Annotated in this window: 13 protein-coding genes and 1 pseudogene; 7 read left to right on the top strand and 7 right to left on the bottom strand. The window is 67.9% G+C overall.

What is annotated here, in order from left to right; all coding sequences use genetic code 11:
• From ACWEO7_RS35180 to ACWEO7_RS35200, 5 genes are all read right to left on the bottom strand, one after another.
• Positions 1 to 155, bottom strand: a 155-nt coding sequence (locus ACWEO7_RS35180; RefSeq protein ID WP_452429701.1) for a PEP/pyruvate-binding domain-containing protein, incomplete at its 3' end; no start/stop codon positions are given.
• A 119-nt stretch (positions 156 to 274) separates the two neighbouring features.
• On the bottom strand, positions 275 to 829 hold the full coding sequence (locus ACWEO7_RS35185; protein ID WP_452429682.1) for a flavodoxin domain-containing protein: 555 nt from the start codon (positions 827 to 829) through the stop codon (positions 275 to 277).
• A 69-nt stretch (positions 830 to 898) separates the two neighbouring features.
• Positions 899 to 3,619, bottom strand: coding sequence for a cation-translocating P-type ATPase (locus tag ACWEO7_RS35190; RefSeq protein WP_452429683.1), 2,721 nt, complete (start codon positions 3,617 to 3,619; stop codon positions 899 to 901).
• Between the two features lie 163 nt (positions 3,620 to 3,782).
• The gene (locus ACWEO7_RS35195) at positions 3,783 to 5,225 is read right to left on the bottom strand and encodes a wax ester/triacylglycerol synthase domain-containing protein (protein ID WP_452429684.1); all 1,443 of its coding nucleotides are present in this window, start codon (positions 5,223 to 5,225) and stop codon (positions 3,783 to 3,785) included.
• A 261-nt stretch (positions 5,226 to 5,486) separates the two neighbouring features.
• A complete protein-coding gene (locus ACWEO7_RS35200; RefSeq protein ID WP_452429686.1) occupies positions 5,487 to 7,007 on the bottom strand; it encodes a bifunctional aminoglycoside phosphotransferase/ATP-binding protein in 1,521 nt (506 codons plus the stop codon).
• A 306-nt stretch (positions 7,008 to 7,313) separates the two neighbouring features.
• Here ACWEO7_RS35200 and ACWEO7_RS35205 point away from each other — a divergent pair, with 306 nt between their 5' ends.
• Together ACWEO7_RS35205 and ACWEO7_RS35210 are read left to right on the top strand one after the other, a co-directional pair.
• Positions 7,314 to 9,671 (top strand): heavy metal translocating P-type ATPase, encoded by a 2,358-nt coding sequence (locus tag ACWEO7_RS35205; protein ID WP_452429688.1) that lies wholly within the window; start codon positions 7,314 to 7,316, stop codon positions 9,669 to 9,671.
• Positions 9,672 to 9,821: 150 nt separating this feature from the next.
• Positions 9,822 to 10,805 carry a 1-phosphofructokinase family hexose kinase gene (locus tag ACWEO7_RS35210; protein WP_452429689.1) on the top strand — a complete coding sequence of 328 codons (984 nt, stop codon included), beginning with the start codon at positions 9,822 to 9,824 and terminating at the stop codon, positions 10,803 to 10,805.
• A gap of 243 nt (positions 10,806 to 11,048) precedes the next feature.
• Here ACWEO7_RS35210 and ACWEO7_RS35215 read toward each other — a convergent pair whose 3' ends face one another.
• Positions 11,049 to 11,651, bottom strand: a complete 603-nt coding sequence (locus ACWEO7_RS35215; RefSeq protein WP_452429691.1) for a mycothiol-dependent nitroreductase Rv2466c family protein — start codon at positions 11,649 to 11,651, stop codon at positions 11,049 to 11,051.
• Positions 11,652 to 11,793: 142 nt separating this feature from the next.
• Between ACWEO7_RS35215 and ACWEO7_RS35220 the strand changes: the two genes are divergently transcribed.
• The 5 genes and pseudogenes from ACWEO7_RS35220 (at position 11,794) to ACWEO7_RS35240 (ending at position 14,053) form a co-directional block, all read left to right on the top strand.
• Positions 11,794 to 12,063 carry a metal-sensitive transcriptional regulator gene (locus tag ACWEO7_RS35220; RefSeq protein WP_452429693.1) on the top strand — a complete coding sequence of 90 codons (270 nt, stop codon included), beginning with the start codon at positions 11,794 to 11,796 and terminating at the stop codon, positions 12,061 to 12,063.
• Between the two features lie 36 nt (positions 12,064 to 12,099).
• Positions 12,100 to 12,513 (top strand): DUF302 domain-containing protein, encoded by a 414-nt coding sequence (locus ACWEO7_RS35225; protein ID WP_452429695.1) that lies wholly within the window; start codon positions 12,100 to 12,102, stop codon positions 12,511 to 12,513.
• Positions 12,514 to 12,648: 135 nt separating this feature from the next.
• Positions 12,649 to 13,087: pseudogene (locus ACWEO7_RS35230) on the top strand (STAS domain-containing protein); the annotation flags it as partial.
• 79 nt (positions 13,088 to 13,166) lie between these two features.
• The gene (locus ACWEO7_RS35235; protein WP_452429697.1) at positions 13,167 to 13,769 is read left to right on the top strand and encodes an Rv1733c family protein; all 603 of its coding nucleotides are present in this window, start codon (positions 13,167 to 13,169) and stop codon (positions 13,767 to 13,769) included.
• Positions 13,766 to 14,053 carry an SHOCT domain-containing protein gene (locus ACWEO7_RS35240; protein WP_452429699.1) on the top strand — a complete coding sequence of 96 codons (288 nt, stop codon included), beginning with the start codon at positions 13,766 to 13,768 and terminating at the stop codon, positions 14,051 to 14,053. Before ACWEO7_RS35235 ends, ACWEO7_RS35240 begins: the two co-directional genes overlap by 4 nt.
• A 26-nt stretch (positions 14,054 to 14,079) precedes the next feature.
• Here ACWEO7_RS35240 and ACWEO7_RS35245 read toward each other — a convergent pair whose 3' ends face one another.
• Positions 14,080 to 14,559 (bottom strand): hydrogenase maturation protease, encoded by a 480-nt coding sequence (locus ACWEO7_RS35245; protein ID WP_452429702.1) that lies wholly within the window; start codon positions 14,557 to 14,559, stop codon positions 14,080 to 14,082.
• Between the last annotated feature and the right edge of the window lie 23 nt (positions 14,560 to 14,582).

A 14,582-nucleotide genomic window follows, 5' to 3' on the forward strand; every position in this document is an offset into this window, starting at 1 on the left:
ATGATCACTTCTTCGTAGCAGGATTTGAGGATCACGTACCCGGGTGGCACCGGCAGGTGCGCCGCCACCAGCTCCCCGAGATTCGCGCCCTTGCCACCCACGCGGTCTGCGTCCGTCAGCCGCAGATCGGCGAGGTCGGTCACGTAGTCGCCCATAACGGCTCCGATCGATCACATTTCGAACGTCGCGTCTTGTCGGCCTCACCCAGTCCGGTCTGCGTTCCACCACGGCCGAAGCTCAGTGAATCCTCCTCGCGGACGAGGTCTGTGGCAGCTCACGGGGCGATGGTGGTGGATCGGGCCGGTGGGAGGCGAAGGCTCCTGGCGATGGTGTCCGCCCACGAGCGGACGGTTGCCCAGTCGCGGAGATCCCCGTAGCGGCCTTTGCCGAGCAGCCGATAGAGCATCCGGGTTCGCAGCGAGATGCCGTCGCTGTCGTACCGTCCGGCGAACGCCCGATAGTCGTGCGCGTCGATGTAGTCGCGCAGGGCGGCGATCTTCTTCGGGACCAATCGCCCGAGGCGGCGGCCGATCGGTCCGCGCAGTGCCGGGGCGAGTCCGACGCTGAACAGCCAGACGTCCTTTTTCGCCAACTCGTCGTGGTGGGCGTGTGCGTAGTCGGCGACGGCAGGCAGGAGCTTCATGTTGTGAACTGCGCTGCCGAGGACGAGGGTGTCGAAGTTGGACAGGTCGGGCGCGTGGTCGATATCGGCGAGTTCGACGATCGTGTCGCGACCCGACAGCTCGGTGCCGATGAATTCGGCGATGTCGCGGGTCGATCCCTGTTCGGTCGCGTAGACGACGGCGATGCGGTGTTTGTCCTGGTCCATGCCGAAAATTCTGCTCGCGGGCGCCGAGCTGGGTGAGAGGACTCATGCCCTGGGCCTAGGGGACCATGGTCATCGCCGACGGCGGCGCACCAGCCAGCGGCGGATCTCGTCGGCGCCCCAGACGATGAACGGGTACGGCAAGGTGAACGCGAGCATCGCAGGGGTCAATGCGGCGGTCCCGAGCAAACGTTGCATCACCGGGACGTAGATGATCATCGCGGCGAGGGCGAGTTCGAAGACGATTCCCCATAGCAGCAAGCGGTTGGACAGTACGCCGATGGAGCGCAGCGAGGCACGATCGGTGCGTGCGGCGAATGCGGTGCCGATCTGGCCGGCGACCATGCCGAAAAAGGTCATCGTGGTCGCCTGCTGGTAGGTGTGGTGCAGCGGGCTACCGGGGCCGGTGGGGTCGCCCGGGTGCCAGCCGCCGTGCAGCAGCACGAAGAAGAAGCCGGTCATGGCGAGTATCGCCGCGATCACCCCGAGGAACAGCCACGCGCGCAGCAGCATCGGTGTGCGGATCACCGACTCACCGCGTCTGCGTGGTGGTTTGCGCATCAGGCCGGGCTCGGCCGCTTCTCGTCCGAGCGCCAGCGCGGGGAGCGTCTCGGTGCCGACGTCGAAGGCCAGCAGTTGCATCACGGTCAGCGGTAGCGGTACCGCGCCGCCGGAGAGCGCGAACACCAGCAGCGGTGTCACCTCGGGCGTGGTGTGGGCGAAGATGTAGCAAATGAACTTGCGAATGTTGTCGTAGACCCGTCTACCGGCCTCGATGGCCGCGGTGATGGTGGCGAAGTTGTCGTCGGTGAGCACCATCGTGGCCGCCTCGCGGGCCACGTCGGTACCGGAACGACCCATCGCCACCCCGATATCCGCGCGTCGCAGCGCGGGCGCGTCGTTGACGCCGTCGCCGGTCATGGCGACGACATGGCCCGCCGCGCGCAGTGCGTCCGCGATGCGCAGTTTGGCCTCGGGCGAGGATCGGGCGAAGACCAGTTCGGCCGGGCCCGCCAGCAGCTCGTCGAGGTCCGCTTCGCTCATCCGCTCCAGTTCCGTGCCGGTGATCACGGTCGGTGTTCCCCGCGTGATGCCGATCCGATCGGCGACCGCCGCCGCGGTCAGCCCGTGATCGCCCGTGATGACGACGATGCGGATGCCTGCGGCGTGGCACAGTCGCACGGCCTCGGCGACCTCGCGCCGAGGCGGGTCCTCCATGGCGACCACACCGAGCAGGACCAGATCTTTCTCGGCGAGTTCCCGATCCCGCGGTGCCGTGGGACCGGCGACATCACGCTCGGCCACGGCCAGCATCCGCAGACCTTGCTGCGCGCGGGAATCGACGAGTTCGGCGAGCTGGTCGCGGCGCGGCGCATTCAACGGACGGATGCCGCCGTCGCTGCCGAGCTCGGCGGTGCACAGCGGCAGCAGCGACTCCGGGGCTCCCTTCGCGTGCACCCGCAGCCGGCCGGTGTCATCCGCGTCGACGGTCGACATGCGTTTCCGCACCGGGTCGAAGTGAAACAGGCGTTGCCGCAGTCGCTCTCGCTCGGCGGTGCTCACCTGCTCACCCAACTCCGAGGCCGCGGCCAACAGCGCCACCTCCGTGGGGTCGCCGACGGCGGGGCCGGTATCGGCGAGACGAGCGTTGTTGCAGGCGACCATCGCTTTCGCGATGCGGGTCAGGGTGAGATCCCGCTCTCCGGACCGGGCGCCAGGGTCGTGCGCTCCAGTAATGGTGTCGATGGCGACTACTCGCATACGGTTCTCGGTGAGGGTTCCGGTCTTGTCGGTGCAGATCACATCCGTGGAGCCGAGAGTCTCCACGGCGCTGAGGCGTTTGACCACCGCGCCGCGGCGGGCGAGGTCGCGCACGCCGATCGCCAACGCGAGGGTGATCACCGGCAACAGACCCTCCGGGACGTTGCCCACGAGGAGCCCCACGGCGAAGACCACGGAATTGATCGGGGACAGTCCGGCGCCGAGCATCGCGAGCGGAATGAACGCCGCCGCGAGCAACACGGAGATCAGCGCGATCAACCAGGCCACGCGGCGCACTTGATGTTCGAGGGGGCTCTCGTCGCGCTCGACGCGTTCGGACAGGGCCGCGATGCGGCCGAGTTCGGTGTGCATGCCGGTGGCGAAGACGATCGCGCGCGCCTCGCCCTCGGTGCAGGATGTGCCGCTGAAGACCAGTTCGCGGGCCTGCGCCAGCGGCACTCCGGCGTCGACGGCGTCGGCGCTGCGGTAGACGGGCATCGATTCGCCGGTCAGTTCGGACAGGTCCACCTCGATGCCGCCGTCCAGCAGCCGTGCGTCCGCGCAGATTCGGTCGCCCTCGGTGATGACCAGTACGTCGCCTGGCACGACGCCGGTCGCCTCGACCTCGGCGACCTGCCCGTCCCGCACGACTCGCGCTCGCATCGGTAGATACGCCGCCAGTGCCTCCACCGCCTGCTCGGCGTGCCTTTCCTGCGCGAACGCGAACGCGGCGTTGATCATGATGACGACCACGATCGCGATCGCGACCGGAACGATGCCGACCGCCCCGGCCAGAGCCGCCGCTGCCCACAGCAACAGCGCGAGCGGGTGGGTGAACTGACGAGCCAGGTCCCGTGGCCAGGTCCGGCGGCCCCGCCTCCGCAGCATGTTCGGTCCGTAATGGATGAGGCGTCGCTCGGCCTCGCGTGTGGTGAGCCCGCGGCGGCTGCCGCGCAGATCGCGCAGCAACAGGTCGATCCGCTCGGTCGGATCGACTCGCAGACCGGGTTCGGCTTCGACCAGGCCGGTCACAACGGTGCCGCCACGTCGCGGAGGCGGTCCAGGACAGCGGTGAGCCGCCGGATCTCACCACCGACCTGGCGTTTCATCGAAGCCTCCTCTGGATTCCTCTCGCCATCAGCGTGCACGCTGCGGTAGTCGTGGCAGCGGGGCTGAAGTCCCGCTCCGGGGGCCACTACCGGTGTCGGGCGGCTGGATACGACGGCTGCGAGTCTTCTTCTTCTCGTGATTCGGGGCCGGGTACCACCGCGCGCTCGGTGCCGAGCTCGAGCACCGTGGCGAAGCCGGTGGCGAGACACTCGGTCAACGTGTCGGTATCCGGGACCGCGGCCGTATCGGCGTTGATCCCGACGTAGCAGATCCCGGCATGCGAGGTCAGCGTGACGTTGACGGCCGTACCGATGGTGGGGCCGAAGGAGTACATCCGGTCGATCCGCGCCCCGGCGATATAGAGGGGCACGGGGGAGCCGGGGACGTTGGAGGCGACGAAATCGACGTGTTTGAGTAGTCCGGTGAGCAGTCGGGCGGGCAATCGGTTCAGCACGGCCGCGACGGCGCCCGACAGCGGAATCGCCGGTTCTTGCCGCCAAGCCGCGACCGCGGCGTCGATCGCGCGCATGAGTTCCCCGGTTTCGTCGAGGTCGACCGGTAACGCGAAACGGGCGAGGGCGATGCGGTTGCCGCCGAGCGGGTCGTCGGCGGTGCGCAAGCTGATCGGCATCGTCACCCGCAGCTGGTCGAGCGTCGCCCCGTGGTGGCGGTGATACGTGCGCAAACCGATCACCACGGCGGTGAGGAAAGCATCGTTCAACGTGCAGCCCGCTGCCCGTGCCGCACCGCGCAATCGTTCGAGCGGCACGTCGAGGACCGCTACCCGGCGACCGAGACTTCGCCTGGTCATCACGGGCGAGAGCGTCGTGGTGATGGGCCGGGCCAAGCGGACCAGCGAGCCGACCAGCGCGGTGCCTTCGCGCACCGCCCGCGCTGGATCGCCGAGCGCTCGCCGGATCGTCGGCGGCGTCGAACGGACCCCGCTCGCAACGAGATCCGAACCGACCGCGACGTTCCACGAGACGATGTCGCGCAGCGCGCTGTCGTGGTCGTCCCGCGGTTCGGATGGATGACCGTGGTCGGTGCCCGCGCGGTCGAAGTCGAGCAGCGCCGTGGCGATCTGGATGCCGCCGATGCCATCGGTAAGACTGTGGTGCACCGTCAGCACCAGGGCGCAGCCCGCGCCGGCCGAACCGCTGAGCAACGTCGAGCGCCACAGCGGGCGAGCCGGATCGAAACCGGTCATGGCCTCCGTACGCGCGAATTCGAGTACCTCGGCCAGGCTCGCCGGTTCCGGTAACGCGGATCGACGCACATGCCAGGACAGATCGAAATCCGGGTCGAGCACCCACCGTGGCGGGGCGAGGCCGAGCGGTGCGGCGATCAACCGATGCCGCAGCCTGGGCACGACACGGGTGCCGCGATCCATCGTTTGCAGTAGGCGGTCCCAGTCCGGTTCGGAATCGAGGATCAGGGCCGACACGATCGTGGAGCGCAGGACCGGATCGCGTTCCATGTTCCAGGAGAACAGATCCGACTGCGACATGTGGGTTTCGCGGGAGTCCATCAGCTGCTGCCTTCGTCCACTGCGTATCAGGTGGAGCGGTTATCCACTCCGGATCTGGCCCCGCCGCGAGACCGGTACGGCCGACGTCCTACGAGGTGTCGGCAGGGCCAGTGGATCCACTCAGTCTGCCGAGTTTTCCTCGACGGCGACCGATGACGAAGACCCTTATCCGGAGGCCCTTCGTCCTTCCGCTGAGGCAGTTGAGTCGCCACGGCGATTTTCTCGATCCGCGGCGTACGACCTGCCGTTCGGTGGGATGGCTCACCCGCGCCCGGTGGAGGTCGGCACTGGGTCCGGCACGTCGCTCCAGACTTTCAGCGCTGTCATGATCGATCTCTCGATCGGTTGTGCGGTGTCGAGTTCGATGGCCTCGGGCCACGGCGCTGCCGCGGCGGCCAAGGCGTCCGCGATCGCGGGTGTGGCCTCCGAGTCGCTCTGGGTCCTGGCACCGATCCGCTCCGCCGCGAGTGTTCGTGGGCAGGCGCACCGCAGCGACACCAGATCGCTGCGCGTCTCCTCGGCCACGGTGGCGGCCCGGGCACGCTGGTTCGCGTCGGTCCAGCTGGCATCGAGAATCACCGAGACGCCGTGTTGCAACAGGTCCCTGGCCTGGGCGAGCATCCGCGAATACACCAATTCCTTCGCGGCGGGCCGATAGGCGCCCGCGCCGAAGACTTCCGCGGCGCCGGCGATGGATCCTGTGGCGCGCAAAGCGGCGCGGACACTGTCGCTGGAGATCGCGACGGCGTCGGTCTCGACCGCCAAACGGGCAGTCACCGTGGATTTCCCGGTGCCGGGCAGGCCGCCGACCAGAGCGAGACGTACGGCGCCCTGTTCGAGATGCTCGACAGCGAGGGCGAGATGCCGCTGGACGCGCCCCGCCGCTTCCGGATCGCCCTGATCGGCCCGGATTCCGTCGGTTTTCGCGCGGACCGTCGCCCGATAGGCGATGTAGTGATGCCGAAGCGACGGTGGTGGCGAATCGCGCGCTGCGCGCAGGTAGTCGTGTAAGAACGCCTCGGCTTTCGCTGGGTGACCCAGGAATTCGAGATCCATCGCCAGGAATGCTGCGTCATCGAGACCGTCGACGCAGCGCAGTCGGTCATCGAAATCCAGGCAGTCGAGGATTCGGAAGCCGTCGGGCAGGACGAAGATGTCCTCGGCGAGGAGATCCCCGTGACCGTCGACGATGCGGTTGTCGGCGATGCGCTGCGTCAGCAAGGCGGTGCGGCCGTCGATGAAGCGCGTCGCCAGGTGCACGGCGCGATCGAGCGCACCGGGATCGATCGTCCCCTGTGGACGTTCGCGTAGCGGCTGGAACAGGGCGCCCCAGCGTCGTCGCAGCTGCTCCGGTGTGCCCGCCCGGTCGATGTCGGCGCCGCGCCGTGCCCCTGCGTGGAAACTCGCGAGAGTCTCCGCCAGCGCGCGCAGCCCGGCCGTCTGCCGGGTCGGGTCCGCGAGCATAGTGGACAGGCGCAACGCGTCCGGCATCCGGCGCATCACGATGACCGGCTCCGCGGCGCCACCCTCCGGGTCTGTCAAATGGGCCAGACCCAGATAGACGTCGGGCGCGAGACGCTGGTTCAACTCGAGTTCGCGGGCGCAAGCCCGCTCGCGGTTCTCCGGCGTGCCGAAGTCGAGGAAGTCGGTGACGATCGGTTTCTTCGCCTTGTAGGCACGGTCGCCGCACAGCACCACGAGCCCGGTGTGCGTCTCGCGAAGTTGCGCGAACGGTTCGTGGGTGGTTCGCAGGGCGAAGCGTAGGGCCGAGACATCGAGCATGACGGCTCCCTCTGCTAGACGAGTCGAGCTTCAGGGTCGTCCGTGACAACCTCCTGTGCCTAGGGTCCAATGGCCTACCGCCCCGGCCGTGCCGTTGGCGTCGATGGCGCGAAGGCCGTTCGTCCAATCGGCTCGGGACCATTTCCCATCTGTTCACCGACCCGCGGATCTGTCGTTTCTCGCGGGCGTTGCGCACGCTGGACACCACACGGCCGCTGCGCGGGCGGCGAACTCCGAAATCACGGCGTCTTGGCCTGCACGTGGTGGGTGCGGTTCGGTGCAGGCGCGACGTGATCGGAGGAGTTCATGCGAGATCTGTCGAACCACCCACAGGAAGTCGCTGGAGCGGCAGACGGCGAGTCGCGGTCGGGGCGTACCCGGATGATCCGTCTGCTCGCCCTGACCTGTGTGATAGCCGTGCTGGTTGTCGGCGGATCGGCGGTGGCTTTGTTCAGTGCGCAGGCCGCTGATCTGATGTGGTCGGCGGCTACGGTGGCGGCGCTCGTTCCGGCGACAGTGTGGGTGCTGGAGGATCTGCGAAGAGGACGCTACGGCGCGGACCTGCTCGCATTGACAGCGTTGGTCGGCGCATTGATCGTCGAGGAATACTTCGCCGGTGCGCTGATCGCGCTCATGGTGGCGACCGGGCGAGTGCTGGAGGCGTACGCGGGTCGCCGCGCCGGACGCGATCTGTCGGCACTGTTGCGGCGGGCCCCGGCACAGGCACATCGCCGTCGTGGCGACGGCGTGGAGACCGTAGCCGCGACAGCGATCTCACCCGGGGACCTCGTGGTCGTGCTGCCGGGTGAAACGGTGCCGGTCGACGGCATCCTCACCACGGCGGGCGTTTTCGACGAATCAGCGCTGACCGGCGAGTCGGTCCCGGTGGTGCGGCGCGCGAGCACCGAGGTCCGCAGCGGTGTGGTCAACGCGGGCGCGGCTGTCGACATCCGAGCCGCGGCGACGGTGGAGGCGAGCACCTATGCCGGGATCGTGACGTTGGCGCGGCAGGCGGCCGCCGCCGCCGCTCCGACAGTGCGGCTCGCCGATCGGGTCGCGGTCTGGTTCCTTCCGCTGGCGCTCGCCGTCGCGGGCGCGGCCTGGCTCGGTACAGGGGATCCGGTGCGAGCGGTGGCGGTGGTCGTCACAGCGACGCCCTGTCCGCTGCTGCTGGCGGTGCCGGTCGCGATCACGGCCGGAATGTCGCGAACGGCGCGGGCGGGTGTGGTGGTGAAAGACGGCGCCGCGCTCGAGGCGCTCGGCCGGGCACGGTGCCTGGCGATGGACAAGACCGGCACTGTGACGGTGGGACGGCCGGAGGTGCTCGACATCGTCACCGCGCCCGACGCCGACGCCGAGCAGGTGCTGCGCCAGGCGGCGGCGGTGGAGCAATTCTCGCCGCATGTGCTCGCGCGTGCCGTGGTCGCCGCGGCGGCGCACCGCGGCTTGAAACCGGGCCTCGCACAGCGTGTTTCAGAAGAACCGGGTCAGGGTGCGACCGGGATCGTAGACGGTCGCGCGGTGCGGGTCGGGCGGCTTCCCGCCCGAACGGAGCCGGCGCCGTGGGCGTTGGCGGCGCTGCGGCGGGCACGGTTGGATCTGGCCGCCGTCGTGTGGGTGTGTGTCGAGCAGGAACCCGTGGGCGCACTGCTGCTACGTGACCGTATCCGCGTAGATGCTGGGCGCACGATGCGCAGATTGCGATCGGCGGGTTTGCGAAGACTGCTCATGCTCACCGGCGATCGGGTCGACAACGCGACCGAGGTGGCACGCCTGCTCGGGCTCACCGAAGTAGTCGCGGACGCCGACCCGGCCGGCAAGATCGCAGCGATCCGAGCGGAACGACACAACGGTGTGACGGTGATGGTCGGTGACGGGGTGAACGACGCACCCGCGCTTGCGGCCGCCGACGTGGGTGTGGCCCTGGGCTCGCGCGGGTCCACGGCGGCGGTGCAAGCCGCCGACGCGGTGATCGTCGATGACCGCATCGACCGGCTTGCCGATGCGGTGGAGATCGCCCAGCGATCACATCGCCTTGCGGTACAGAGTGCGACCGCTGGGATGGCGATGTCGCTGGCGGCGATGCTCGCCGCCGCTTTCGGACTGCTGGTGCCCGCGGCAGGCGCGCTCCTGCAGGAGGGCATCGATGTCGTGGTGATCTTGAACGCGTTACGCGCCCTGCGAATACCCCGGAGACGCCCGACCGAGGCGATCGAGCCGCTGGTGGCACGCTTCACCCGGGAGCACGAAACGCTACACGCCGCGCGCGCGTCCGTCCGGCAGGCGGCCGACGCGTTGTCGACCGGTCCCGGACCGGACGCCGACGCCGCGGTCCGCCGCGCGTTCGAACTCTTGGTGCAGGACATACTGCCGCATGAGCACGCCGAGGAGTCGGAACTGTACCCAGCGTTGACCGGCTACCTCCGCGATCCGGAGGCGATGGTGACCATGAGTCGCGAGCACACCGAGATAGAACGTCTGATTCGCCGTATCGGCCGTCATCTCGATGACGCGCCGCAGGGAATCAGAGCGGATCAGCTCGATGACCTGCGCGCCTCGCTCTACGGATTGGATGCCATCCTCACCTTGCATTTCGCACAGGAGGACGAAGCTTTGTTCACGCTGGCTCCCTCAGCCGACAAGCCCGTGCCGAGTTCGGCCTGAGGACCTAAGTCCAGCGCCCGAGGGGCGGCCGACTCTGCTCCGGCCCGATTGCGAACGGGCAGAGTAATCGGTACCGACAGCGGTATGTTCCCGCGGACAGGATCGGGCACACAGTGGGCTGTCGCGAAAGGACGATCGAGGAGGCTTTCGGTGGGCCGAATCGTGACACTGACGATGAATCCCGCGATCGATCTCGCGACCCGGGTCGCGAGAGTCGTACCGACGGACAAAATGCGCTGTGCGACACCGCGCTATGACCCAGGTGGCGGTGGCATCAACGTCGCGCGCACAGTGGCCGAATTGGGCGTCGAGGTGACGGCGGTGTTCCCTGCGGGCGGCCCGCCGGGCCGGCTGCTCGAGCAGTTGGTACGCGATACCGGGGTGCCGCCACGGCCGGTGCCGGTGGCCGAATCCACCAGGGAAAGCATGTCGGTCACCGAGACCTCGAGCGGCGAGCAATATCGGTTGGTTTTTCCCGGCCCTCGGCTCACCGATCCGGAACAACATCGCTGCCTGGCCGAGGTCGAACGTGCGGCGAGCGGCGCGGAGTATCTCGTGGCCAGCGGCACACTTCCGCCGGGTGTGTCCCCGGACTTCTATCAAATCCTCACCGATCTCGTCGGCGACCTCGATGTGCGTGTGTTGCTGGATACCTCCGGTATCGCTTTGCGCAATGTGCACCGGGGCGTCCATCTGATCAAGCCGAGCGTGCGGGAACTCGGCGACTACGCCGGGCATCCGCTGATCGACCGCGCCGAACAGCTGGCACAGGCCCGCCGCCTGATCGCCGCTGGAATGACAGAGATCGTGCTGCTGTCCCTCGGGGCCGACGGAGCGCTCCTGGTGACGCAGGACTCACAGGAGTGGTTCGCGGCCGTGCCCGCGCGGGTTCGTAGCGGGATCGGCGCCGGAGACGCGATGGTCGGCGGCGTCACAGTGGGCCTGGCCCGCGGGTACGAGCTGGCCGACGCGGTGCGTCTGGGTATCGCGGCCGCGACCGCGGCGCTCGCTACCACGGGGACCTGCCCGGGGCGAGCCGAGCACATCAGGCAGTTGCACGACGAGCTTCGGCGTACCGGCAATTCCACGGGCGGCATCGATGCCCTCGCACCGACCGCCCCGCAGCTGTCGTAGAGCTGGCAGAAGGCGGTCTGTGACGTTGGTCGACCCGGTAAGAAGGTTCTTGTCCACGGTCAGCTGGAGGTCAGCGGAGCCACCGGCGACGGGGAGTTCGTAGGAGAGCGCGGGAGCTCCGATCGTCATCGTGACCGGGGCACCACTGGTCCGGTGGGGTAGCGCTGCGGACGGCGTCGATATGCGCGCCGCAGCCGGCCCAGGTGATCTTCCCGCACTCAGGACACTTGACGGGTGAGCACATCACCCGGCAGCGGTGAAACTGGGCGGGCCTTGATAAGGGCGCTGCAGTGCGGCGAAGCCGGGAGCTGTGGCCGCGGTGACGATGGCGGCCAGCAGTTCGGCCCCGTGCTCCGACAGCGGCGGCTCGGTCAAGACGGGACCGTTGAAGACGTGACCGTCGACGCTGATGATGGGGCTGCCACCGCGCCCGCCGAGCGCTGCTTGGCTGGCGTGATGGGCGAGGGCGACCGCGGCGTCGTGGCCGCTGTCATCGAGGGCTTCGATCAGTTCGCGATCGAAAGCGGTCTCGGCGAGGGCTGCCGCTATCGCCTCGTCGGCGTCCTGCCTGCGTTCATGTGATCGCTGCCCGAACGCTCGGTACAGCGGAGCGAATGCGCTCTGGCCGCGCTGCTGAACGGCCGCGGCGAACACGCGGCCGACCCGCCGCGATCGGACGAGCATCGGGGCATGGCCGGTATCCGCGTCCTGGTCGCCGTTGAGCACGGCCAGACTCATCTGCCGCAGGGTCACCACGTGCTCGTCGGCAGCACTGTCGAGCAGCCACTGTGCGGCCACCCAGGCGAATGGACATACAGGGTCCACATACAGGGCGATATCGGCCACGAGATCCTCCTATCGCTAGGCCCGGATACCCCCGGGCGTATACTAATATCGACCACTATACACCCGGGGGTATGCATCGCGACAGCCCGTCGGATACCCCTAGGGGTATGATCAATGGTACTGAAGGAGAAAGGGCGCACCCATGGTCGGCGACGAAACCGCTATCACCGAAACACTCAACAGGCTGCGGCGCGCACACGGTCAGCTCGCCGGCGTCATCGCCATGATCGAGCAGGGCCGGGACTGCAAAGACGTGGTCACCCAGCTCGCCGCGGTCTCTCGCGCGCTCGACCGCGCCGGATTCAAGATCGTCGCGACCGGACTGCGCGAATGCCTCAGCGCGCACTCCACCGACGGCCAGAAGCCGATGACCGTCGAAGAGCTGGAAAAACTGTTCCTCGCTCTGGCCTGACTCAGATCGTTTACTCACGGAAGGAAGGACCGCACCATGAACCTGGGACTGTCCACCACGTTGCACACGAATTTCGGCGATGCCGTTGATCGGACCCGCGCCGCTCTGGGCGAGCAGGGATTCGGCGTTCTCACCGAGATCGACGTGCGAGCCACCCTCGAGACAAAACTCGACGTGAATATGGAGGACTACCTCATCCTCGGGGCCTGCAATCCGCCCCTGGCTCACGAAGCGGTCGGCATCGACCGGCAGATCGGGCTCCTGCTGCCCTGCAACGTCGTCGTGCGTCGCAACCCCGACTCCGACGATGAAGTCATCATCGAAGCGATGAATCCGCAACTGATGGTTCAGGTCATGAACGAACCGGCCCTGCAAACGGTGGCCACTCGAGCTGCAGCCAAACTACAGGCTGCCATCGACTCTCTGAACGCAACCAGCCGCGTGCCCTGAGGCAGTCCGCGGGGCGCGCCCTTATACCCAGCGTCGCTGCTGTATCTGGCTGGCCGTCGCCGTGCTGACGGGGCTGTTGTCGCTGGCGTGGCGTTCCCGCACACGCCTGGACCTCTGATCGGGGTCTTGGTGGCGACCGCACTCGGCTTCGTGCCCGGCCTGGCGGGCATGCACGACGTCGACGACTATCCCACCGCGAAACCGGTTCCGGGACTTGTGATCTATCGCTATGACGCACCGCTGTGCTTCGCCGACGCCGAGGCTTTCCGCCGCAGTCGAGTCCGGCGGCGAACGCCGGGACACGCCGGTGCGCTGGTTCGTGCTCAACGTCGAGGCCAACGTGGAGGTCGACCTGACGGCGCTCGACGCGGTGGAGCAGCCTTCGAGCCGAACTCGACGAGCGCGGGATCGTATTCGCGATGGCCAGGGTCGAACACGACCTGCGTGAAGCCCTGGAAGCCACCGGGCTGGCGTCGAAATCGGTGCGCGATATCTGTTCTCGACACTGCCGACCGCGGTGGCGGCTTTCGAAGCGGTTCTTCGGCCCGGGTCCGATGGTCCGTCCGGTGAATGACCTTCGTCTCTGCCGCTGCACAGGCGTAACCGCGATCATCGATGCTGACGGCACCAGCTGTCAGAAGAGGTGAACGGCGATGACCGACAGCGTGACCATCGCGTGGCAGGGGTGGTGGACCCGGTTGGCGCGCCTGTGGTCGTTGCAACCGTGCAGTTCGAATCGGCTGATGCGCCCCGGCGACCGCATCGAATCCGCTGTCCGAATCATGGCGACGATCGTGGCACTGATCGCCGTTCCTGTCGCAGGCGCCTTCGGCACCCACGCGTACACCGAGACTTCCGCCGAGATCCGCAGCGAAAACGCGACAAGGTTTCTTGTGCAGCCCGTGATCACCGAGGGGCCCAGCAGCATCGCTGCGCACCGCTACCAGGCACGGGTGCAATGGGACCAGGACGGCCGTAGCGGCGCCGCCGTTATCCCGGTGCGGGAGACGGCACAACATGGCGATCGCGTCGACCTCTGGTTGAATGCTAGCGGTGTGCCGGCTTCGCAACCTCGTCACCCGGACGTCGCCGTCGTGACCGGGATCGGCGTGGGTGTGTTCGTCCTGATCGGCGTCTGGCTGTGTGGATGGTGCCTTATGAACGGGGCGACGCTGCTGCTACAGCGGCGCCGGAGCGCGGGGTGGGACCGCGAGTGGCGGCAGATGAGTCGTGCGACGAAAGAGGGTTCGCAATGATGTACTGGAACGGGGACGGTGCGCAGTGGTGGATGTTCGTTCCCATGATCTTGCTGACCGTCCCCTTGTGGATAGCCGTGGCGATCGCGCTCGTCGCGGTGTGCAGACCGGAGCGCGTCAAAGACACCCGGCCCGGTGGCCCGACGCGTCTGTCACCGGAGGCGCTGCTCGCGGAACGGTTCGCCAGCGGCGAACTGGACGAATCCGAATACCTGCGCCGCCTTGCGGTGCTGCATCCCGTCCCCAGCGCACCAGCGGATCTCGATCGGCGCGCTCAGCAGTAGACGGGAGGTACTGCCGCAGGACGGATTCATGTCCGGGGCTGACTCGTGCGCTCGGACCGTCGCAATTCCCCCACCACGGCCTCCGCCGCGCGCGGTACGGCGGACGCCACCGGCTCGGATAGGCCGACGCCCGGCCCGAGACACGCCACATCCACCGCGACGACAACGATCCTGGCGGGAAGACGGCCGAGCACGCGTCCCAATGGCAGCGCATCCCGGATGCCGAGTGAGTGGGAAGAGGCGTTTCCGGCACGCCGGAGCAGGTCGATGTCCGTCAGGCGAACCCGGCCGGGGACGGGGGGAGCGCAGCGCACGGCGTCGATCACGACAGCTAGATCGAAGCCGGTCCAGATATCCAGCAGACTCGTTGGTTCGCCATCGGAGATCGTCACAAGAACGCCTGGGATGTGGAGATTTTCGATCCGAGAGGCGATGGCCGGACCGATCCCGTCGTCTCCGCGGTATTCGTTGCCGACGCCGATGACCACGGCCCACGGCTCGGTCATCGGCGCACCATGTCGAGGTCCAG

The sequence above is a fragment of the Nocardia sp. NPDC004260 genome (assembly GCF_053603155.1).

Coding starts and splice junctions, on each gene's coding strand:
- ACWEO7_RS35195 (WP_452429684.1), bottom strand. CDS start 5,225: ATGGACTCCCGCGAAACCCACATGTCGCAGTCGGATCTGTTCTCCTGG.
- ACWEO7_RS35200 (WP_452429686.1), bottom strand. CDS start 7,007: ATGCTCGATGTCTCGGCCCTACGCTTCGCCCTGCGAACCACCCACGAA.
- ACWEO7_RS35245 (WP_452429702.1), bottom strand. CDS start 14,559: ATGACCGAGCCGTGGGCCGTGGTCATCGGCGTCGGCAACGAATACCGC.
- ACWEO7_RS35220 (WP_452429693.1), top strand. CDS start 11,794: ATGGTCGGCGACGAAACCGCTATCACCGAAACACTCAACAGGCTGCGG.
- ACWEO7_RS35205 (WP_452429688.1), top strand. CDS start 7,314: ATGCGAGATCTGTCGAACCACCCACAGGAAGTCGCTGGAGCGGCAGAC.
- ACWEO7_RS35225 (WP_452429695.1), top strand. CDS start 12,100: ATGAACCTGGGACTGTCCACCACGTTGCACACGAATTTCGGCGATGCC.
- ACWEO7_RS35240 (WP_452429699.1), top strand. CDS start 13,766: ATGATGTACTGGAACGGGGACGGTGCGCAGTGGTGGATGTTCGTTCCC.
- ACWEO7_RS35185 (WP_452429682.1), bottom strand. CDS start 829: ATGGACCAGGACAAACACCGCATCGCCGTCGTCTACGCGACCGAACAG.
- ACWEO7_RS35235 (WP_452429697.1), top strand. CDS start 13,167: ATGACCGACAGCGTGACCATCGCGTGGCAGGGGTGGTGGACCCGGTTG.